Origin of the sequence: Nostoc flagelliforme FACHB-838, from assembly GCF_014698065.1 — a bacterium.
Lineage (GTDB): Bacteria > Cyanobacteriota > Cyanobacteriia > Cyanobacteriales > Nostocaceae > Nostoc > Nostoc flagelliforme_B.
In genome coordinates this window covers 1-7,727 of record NZ_JACJSI010000280.1, presented here as the reverse complement: position 1 = coordinate 7,727, position 7,727 = coordinate 1, and the positions used below count along the sequence as shown (strand labels likewise).

Annotated in this window: 9 protein-coding genes; all 9 read left to right on the top strand. The window is 43.9% G+C overall.

The window, feature by feature from the left end; translation table 11 throughout:
- Positions 1-272: 272 nt before the first annotated feature.
- Positions 273-548, top strand: coding sequence for a hypothetical protein (locus H6G97_RS40775; RefSeq protein WP_242055912.1), 276 nt, complete (start codon positions 273-275; stop codon positions 546-548).
- A 287-nt stretch (positions 549-835) separates the two neighbouring features.
- Positions 836-1,225 (top strand): hypothetical protein, encoded by a 390-nt coding sequence (locus H6G97_RS53825; protein WP_242055911.1) that lies wholly within the window; start codon positions 836-838, stop codon positions 1,223-1,225.
- Between the two features lie 122 nt (positions 1,226-1,347).
- Positions 1,348-1,737 carry a hypothetical protein gene (locus H6G97_RS40765; RefSeq protein WP_190946297.1) on the top strand — a complete coding sequence of 130 codons (390 nt, stop codon included), beginning with the start codon at positions 1,348-1,350 and terminating at the stop codon, positions 1,735-1,737.
- A 66-nt stretch (positions 1,738-1,803) separates the two neighbouring features.
- The gene (locus H6G97_RS40760; protein WP_190946296.1) at positions 1,804-2,013 is read left to right on the top strand and encodes a hypothetical protein; all 210 of its coding nucleotides are present in this window, start codon (positions 1,804-1,806) and stop codon (positions 2,011-2,013) included.
- Positions 2,014-2,030: 17 nt separating this feature from the next.
- A complete protein-coding gene (locus tag H6G97_RS40755) occupies positions 2,031-2,429 on the top strand; it encodes a MerR family transcriptional regulator (RefSeq protein ID WP_190946295.1) in 399 nt (132 codons plus the stop codon).
- Positions 2,426-2,884: a DUF1392 domain-containing protein gene (locus tag H6G97_RS40750; protein WP_190946294.1), complete on the top strand. Its 459-nt coding sequence runs from the start codon at positions 2,426-2,428 to the stop codon at positions 2,882-2,884. The genes H6G97_RS40755 and H6G97_RS40750 overlap by 4 nt, the downstream gene beginning before the upstream one ends.
- Positions 2,885-2,915: 31 nt before the next feature.
- Complete coding sequence (locus H6G97_RS53820) at positions 2,916-3,854, top strand: hypothetical protein (RefSeq protein WP_242055910.1); 939 nt, start codon at positions 2,916-2,918, stop codon at positions 3,852-3,854.
- Positions 3,851-4,597, top strand: coding sequence for an alpha-ketoglutarate-dependent dioxygenase AlkB family protein (locus tag H6G97_RS40740; RefSeq protein WP_242055909.1), 747 nt, complete (start codon positions 3,851-3,853; stop codon positions 4,595-4,597). The genes H6G97_RS53820 and H6G97_RS40740 overlap by 4 nt, the downstream gene beginning before the upstream one ends.
- 185 nt (positions 4,598-4,782) lie before the next feature.
- The coding region (locus tag H6G97_RS40735) for a plasmid replication protein, CyRepA1 family (protein WP_190946293.1) at positions 4,783-7,727 on the top strand (2,945 nt) is incomplete at its 3' end.

Genomic DNA, 7,727 nt, shown 5'->3' with positions numbered 1-7,727 from the left:
TATCAGTATCCAACACTTGCGATAAAAACACCCACAACGTTATTAATGGGTCAAATAATCGCTTTTTATATTTGATTTTTAGCTCAGATATGGCTTGTTTAATTACAGATTCTAGTCCTTATCCTGCATAGCTTATAGCTTTTCTTAGTGCCATTCCCCTTTGCCCTTTGCCCTTTCCCCTTTTCCCTAATTATTTATTCACCAATCCCCAATTAAATCTATGAGACCCACAATCTCAATCCCCCAACACGCTTGGCTACCCTCGCTTTGATTTGGAACAGCGCACAAACCAAGGCATCATTCTGGGGCTTTATTACTACCCCTCTGGTACAGAATTGGCTGAACAATTCGGTGGTGGCTGGCGTTATGCGCTGATGCCTAATAAAAACTCTGATGAAATATCGTACTTGAAAGAGGATCAAATCCAACCGCTCACACCAGAAAAATTATTCCAGCAAATTAACGCAGAGATCGACTTTTATCAACAGCAAATAAGCATTCTCAACCGACAGTTAACCGTATTAACTCAAGGTGCAAACAATGGCTAATTCTACAGACAAGTTTGACCGTAGGGCTAATCATTCGCTTTGCTCAAATTCAAAATTATTAATTCAAAATTCAAAATTGAAGAAGAAATTAATTTTGCATTTTTAATTTTGCATTTTTAATTCTTTTGGTGATTGTGTTCCTCTGCACCGTTTGCAATTCCAATTCTCGGATTCAGTTATTCAAACTCTGCTGGATAAGGAACTGGTGCAAGTACAGAACACGGGACGCGGTTTTTTGTTGGAAATTGCCGAGGATTTTTAAGTTATTAATTCCAGGGGACGCAATCATGAAACTTTACGCGAAAACCATTCCACAAACTTTACCCAATTGGGTAAGCACTATTACAACGTGTGCAGATTTATTTGAGGTTGAAATCAACGATGAACATCCTAATTTTCAATCTCTGCTTGAAGAGTTAGCCACGGAGATTGAGCCAGGAACATTCGGTGTGAAAGCTCAGGATTTATGTTCCAGACTCGGCTTTGATTTGTCTAGCCCCAATCTCTACCAATTACTTGAACAAGCCCAGACTCTGGTATCTAAAATTGCTACGCACCCAGACTACAAACAACTACTAGACAAGGGATATCAACCGGATTTAAACATTGCTGATGCTAGCACTGCGTTGACTTATCTGCAATGGGAGTTAGACCGCAATCAAGAATCTTCTCTCTAGTAAAAAAGCGTTCACCTGAATGAGTGCCGCTTATTCAAGTGAACGCACGGAAGTTTTTCTCCCGCTACAGAATTCCCATTATACACAGAACACTAATCAATGAAACTTAACCGAGGTGAAACATGATTACTGAAATTAAACTAGGTTTATGCAACCCTCCCGAACCCCCACTGACTCCACCAAAACTTAGCGTAGTTTCTCAACCAGTACACCCACAGGATTTGCGAGTTAAAAATATTCGCACCTTGCTTGATTATCCGCTTGATTTGGTCAAAGAGTGGTTGCAATTCCAGGATGTTGACCGCCCAAGTTTACTTGATATTAACCAAATTAATGAACTAATCAAAACCATGTGTTTGGCTTGGGCTTCAAACAAGTGTGAATATCCCAATCATGCTGAGTCTTCGTATCAACATCTTGTTGTTGATGCTGTTGCTAGCGGTGCTGATGAGTTAACAGCAATCAGTGCATGGATGCAACATTTACAACTGGTAAAGACTGGAGCAGTGTAAATCGAAATTTAGGATTCAGAAGAAGTTTTATTTCTGAATCCTGAATTAATCAAATAGGAATTAACCATGAAAGTCATCGTTACAGTAGTTGAAAAAATCACAAGTGAAGCGCACATCGATATCCCTGATGGGCTGAATCAATCCGCAATTAAGCAGCACATAGTAGACCGCTACAACACTGGGGAAATGTCCACAGATATGAACATCTTTCAAGTGGATTTTGAATCTATTAGCGCTCGAATTGTAGCAGAACAATCTTCTACTAAAGCTGCATAAATATAGGAGGTAATCAGATGCATACAAAATGGACTGATGAGGAACTCGCAATCATTGAAGCTAAGGCTGAACTTTATAACCCTAAACAAATAGCCTCAATCTTAAAAAGACATGGCTATTTCCGTACTCCAATTGCTATCGCTACTAAACTTTGGGCTTTGGGTTATTCTACAAGCCCCTTTCTCGATAACTATAGTAGTGCTGAAATCGCCCGTGTTCTGTGTGTGCATTCCACCACCGTTTCTGGTTGGGTGCGCCGTGGTTGGCTGAAAACTAGTCGCCGTTCTTCTAAGCGTTATCAAGTCCGTAGATGGCATCTTAAAAACTTTTTTGACAATCCCCCACAACATTTAAAAAAGCGTATTGCCTCTATTGACTCCGAAGCCATTAATTACTTATTGGGGAGAAAAGCATGATTGACCACATTAACGCGCTGAAAACAAGTTGGTATCTCTCCCCACCCTGGGGCAAAAAAATTCCACCCGTTGAGGTGAATTTACTGGAAAGAGTTTATCTGAGAACCACAAGAACATTCGGCTATTGCTGCGGTATGCAATGGAAACACGAATGTTGGATTTATTCAATTGATTGTGGAAAAGAAATACTCCACGCCACACAAAACCAAATCATCGGGACTGGAGAGTTAGAAGCCATCAAAGTGCAAAAACCTGCTTTCGTTCTGGGCGAAAGAGTGATGCTCTGTTCTCACGATAAAGGAACAAAGCAACGGCTGATTTTGGGGGTTGGGCTTGTGAATAACTCTTGGTTTTACGTCGTCGAATTGGTGTCGCCAACCTTAACTCAATCACGAACTATATCGAATCGCTTCTCACTGATTGGTGAAAAAAGTTTGGTGCGTGTGAATGTTTAAAGTTTTGAGATTTACTTAGGAGTCGAGCAACATGAATTTACCTTTAAATCAAAGTGTTTTAGTCGAGTCTCCATCATTAAGAACTTCTGCACTTTCTAACCTAGATAATTCACGCGCAGAAGTTGTTCTCAGCAAAGCAAAGGCAATAGTGTTCGCTGTATGGAATGGTAGCGGCTGGGCAACTACTGCACAAATAGCGGAATATTTTTCAGTTACAGAGTCCGCAGTCAAAGAACTAACAAGAGTAAATCAATCTGAATTCCAAACCCAAGAAACTAAAACCTTTACAGGCATTGACTTACGTGATGCTCGACAGACACTCTGTCTACCATCTAGAACTTCCCAAGTTAGGGTTTTTTCGGCTTTGGGTGCGTTAAGGATCGCAATGATCTTGCAGCAATCTCAAGTAGCAGCGCAAGTTAGAACCATCATTTTAGATTTGGTTGCAGCTGTTCCAAGTGTTACTGCCCAAACTCCTGTACCTGCCTCTGCCCTCCCACCTGTTGAACAACGCCTACAAACTTTAGTCGAGGCGATGAGAACTTTAGCCCAACTTACAGGTGGCAGACTCAATCCATACATGGAACAGCATTTTCAAGACTTCGCTGCTAATCTCCTAGCCCAACACAATCAACAAGCACTTTCCGGTAGCCAACAGAAATGGATGGGTGTGGTCAATTTTGCAGAGAACGAACTGGGTAAGAAAGTCCCCCTTAACGGTTCGCATTATCGCGGTCATCTCGGTACTTGGGTTCGCACCTTTTACCCACAACTGGGAGAGCGTCAGGAAATGCGGCTGGTTAACGGCACTCAGCAGCCAGTTTACGTTTACGCCTGCCATGACCCAATTGTTGCAGATGGTCTCACCAAGGCAATTGAGGAGTTTTTTGCTCACCCAAACCCGACTGCTGCGCTAAGAATTGCGGGGGCTTTTGCTACCAAGAAGCCACGGGTGTTGGTCAAAAAATGAAAGCGTTCGCACTCCTTAGTCAAAGGCGATGGCTGCGCCAACGCCAGAGGCGAATGCCTGGTTGTATATGTGATCAGTGCTGGCTTTATGGTATCAGTTTTCGCTCCATCACTCGAACCATCAAAAATTACAATCTTCGTTTTATGCAACAGCTAAATTTATTCGCTGAATCAACCCCAGTTTTACCTATTACCTACTACCCCGATTTCTTAAGTCTTGAACAAGCTAACTCGCTCTACCAACACTGCTTGAAACTGGAGTGGCAGCAGAATCAAATCAGGATCGCGGGTAAAACAATGCCCGTTCCCCGCCTGGAGTGCATTTATGGTGATGCCGGATGTGATTACCTTTACTCAAAGTGCGTGTTTTTGAAACCAGTGACTTGGACAGACAATCTGGCTAAGTTACGCGACTCTATTACTAAATTGACTAGCTACAAGTTCCGCATAGTCATTGGCAATCAGTACCGCAGTGGTACCGATTCAATTGGCTGGCATTCCGACAACGAGCCATCGATGGGATTCAACCCAGTGATTGCATCAGTCAGCTTGGGGTCATGTCGCAAATTCCAAATCAAACCGAGAAATGGCAAACCAACAGACTTCTGGCTGGAACACGGCAGTTTGCTTGTGATGCACCCAGGCTGTCAGTCCACACATCTGCATCAAGTTCCCAAGACTAACAAAGTGGTTAGCACACGTATTAATCTCACATTCCGACCACATACAGCCAGAAGCAGATAATTCTGATTTTTTCAATCTGAGCAGATAAACAATAGCACTTCAAAAAAGCTGTCAACCCTGATTCTATATCAGATTCACTGGCTGACAGCATCAATTTTCGTGCAATTGATTTTTTCTAAGTCATCTACAATCACAAATTCTTAGTTTGTTTGTACTATCTTATTCCCTCAAAAAGGAGTCAGATCATGGGAGAAGCAAAACGTCGTCGGTTATTAGATCCTAATTATGGCTTACCTAAAATACCCAATATTTCTGAACCAACCTCAAAAGAAGTTTTCAAAAACCAAACTGATTCCAAAACTGTACTTAAAAATCCCTTCATCAATTCTCATTATGAATTACCAAAGCATTATCTAAATTTACGTGACTCCTCGAACCAAAATGATGCTGTTCATTTGAGCCACACAATTGATATACATCAGAATCCGAACAGTGAATTAGCTCCCAACCACTGGCATGAATGGGTAGTTAATTCCGCCGTTGACCCCAAACTCACTGCCCTAAATGTCCGCTCTTTAAATGGTTCGGAAGTATACGAATACCTTTTATACGCTCTGCCCCAAACTGCCAGACGCAACGATGGGCGATTGCGTGATGGGTATTTGAAAAGATATGCCCACGTAGAGTCGGGCGCATGGTGGGTTAATGGACTCGACCCGCTCAATAATTGGCTACCGATGGACTGGGGACGGATGAAACCTGATTGTCCTCGTTTGGAATGGGACAAGACAACTCAAGAACAAACCCAAAAGCCCGTTAAATATGAATCACCACCCAAAACTCCCAACCGAGTTACATATCTGAGAGTCCCTCTGCACATTTGGCGAGTAATAGCCCTACGCTATGACGTGCCGACGCCAGAACATATTACTGTTACAGAAGTTGGTGAAGCATTAGGGTTTTGGGCTTGGGTCATGGCACACCCCGAAATCCCTGTATGCCTCACGGAGGGCGAGAAGAAGGCTGCTTGTCTCCTAACTTTGGGGTATGTAGCCATCGCACTCCCTGGAATCTGGAACGGTCGCGTGGGCAAGGAAGACTTGGAATACCTGCACCCCGATTTAGTCCCAGTGGCTCAACACAAGCGTAAATTCATCATTCTCTTCGACTACGAAACCAAACCCAAAACCAAACAGCAGGTTTTTGCTGCTACTCGTCGCACCTGTCAAGTCATTCTCCAACTTGCCTGCCAATGCGAAGTGGCGCTACTCCCTGGCCCCGAAAAAGGAATTGACGATTGGGTTGTAGCTTTGGGTAAAAAGGCAGACAAAGCAGTGTCCACGATGATTGCTGATGCCTTGAGAATCAGCGAGTTAAACCAAAGATTTTTCGTAAATCGTGCCAGGGGACTTCACAAATTCAAACCTAATATTGTCGTTAATACCCGCTATCTTTCCACAGTCATCCGCTCCCTGCCTCAGTCGGGGTTAGTTGGTTTGGCTTCTGACATGGGGACTGGCAAGACCGAAATCTTGGCCATGATTAGAAAAGATAACCCAGACTTGAGCTTTTTGAACAACGGGCATCGGGTTACTTTGCTCAAAAATCTCAGCGATCGCTTGCAAACAGCAATGTACTCTGCGATTTCTTGCGGCGATTGGGCTAAAGCTAAAGCACTGAGTATCACTGTAGACTCATTGTATAAGATGGCGAATGATTTACAGGCTTATGACATCTTATTTATAGATGAAGCCTGCCCGTATCTTGCTCACTTGCTCAAGTCCAAAACCTGCAAGGAACACCGGGGGGCTATTCTGGAAGTGCTGGAGTATCTGGTTTACAATGCCAAGCTGGTAGTGTTGGCAGATGCTCACCTGGATGATTTGACCATTGAGTTCTTCATGCGAATGCGATCGGCGGATGAAAAACCCTACATCATCAAAAACGAATATCGTTCAGGTGGTCGTCAAACTTATTGGTACGAGGGGAAAAACAGTAGCGCAATCGTTGCCGAGTTCCACGCTCAGTTGATGCTGGGTAAAAAGTTGATGATGGTCAGCGACAGTAAGCGGTTTATCAAGAAATTGGAACGCGCTTTGAATGACGGGACATTGATAGATGATAGCGACGAAACACCCGAATCAGCCGAAGACCGCAAGTTACGGGTGTGGGCTATTCATTCGGAAAACAGTGGTAGTGAGGAAAATGTGATTTTCATCAGGGAGATTAACATTGCCATTAAGGATATTGACGCTTTTTTAATTACTCCCAGTCTCGCTACAGGGGTTGACATTTCCACTTATCATTTTGATGCTGTGTTTGGTGTGTTTCATGCTGTTTCACAGTCGGCTACAGAATGCGCTCAACAGTTATGGCGGTATCGTCCTGATGTTCCCATCTATGTTTGGGTGGCCCCACGTCCTCCCTTTGGTTACGCCGAAACTAATGCCCGTCGCATCAAGGAAAAGATTCTCCAGAAAAACGAGATGACCGCTTTTCTAATTCGCATTAACCGCGAGACAGGGAAACGTGGGGCAGAGAAAGACTGGGCGTTGGATGCTAGCTGTCAGATTGAAGCGCAAAGGAATTGGTCGATTAATAATCTTCGTTTTGATCTGCGATCGCTATTGGAGGAAATGGGGAATACGATTATTCCTTTGAGCGACGGTGGTGATGAAGCGACTTCGCGGTGGATGAAAGCGGTGGGTATCGCCATCGATGAGGAGCATTACCGTAAAGTTGCCAATGCTAAAGATATTGACAGAAGGGCTTACAACAGCAGGCAGCATAAGGATTATCTCAAGCCGGAGGAGGTTTTGGAGTGTGAGAAGTTCCGTATTCAGGACACTTATGGGATAAGTATAACCCCGGAACTGGTTGAGAAAGATGACTCTGGACGCTTAATTAAGAAGATTGTCGCACTGGAGGCGATATTGGCAGCGCCTGGAGAAATGGTCACTGATGATCAGGGACGGGAGTTTGTTCCACCGCCCTCTGTGGTTGCCGAACGCGATAAATCGGAACGGGAGCGATTAGCAATTTGCACTGACTGGAGCAATCATTCTACTGCGTGGTTAATGCGTCATCGGCTCGGACTTAGGGCTGTGCTGTTGGATCTGATGGCTGGGGTTGAGATTAAAGGCGACGAGGCAATGATTCAGGCTTTGGCTGAGTTCTCTAAGCGCAATGC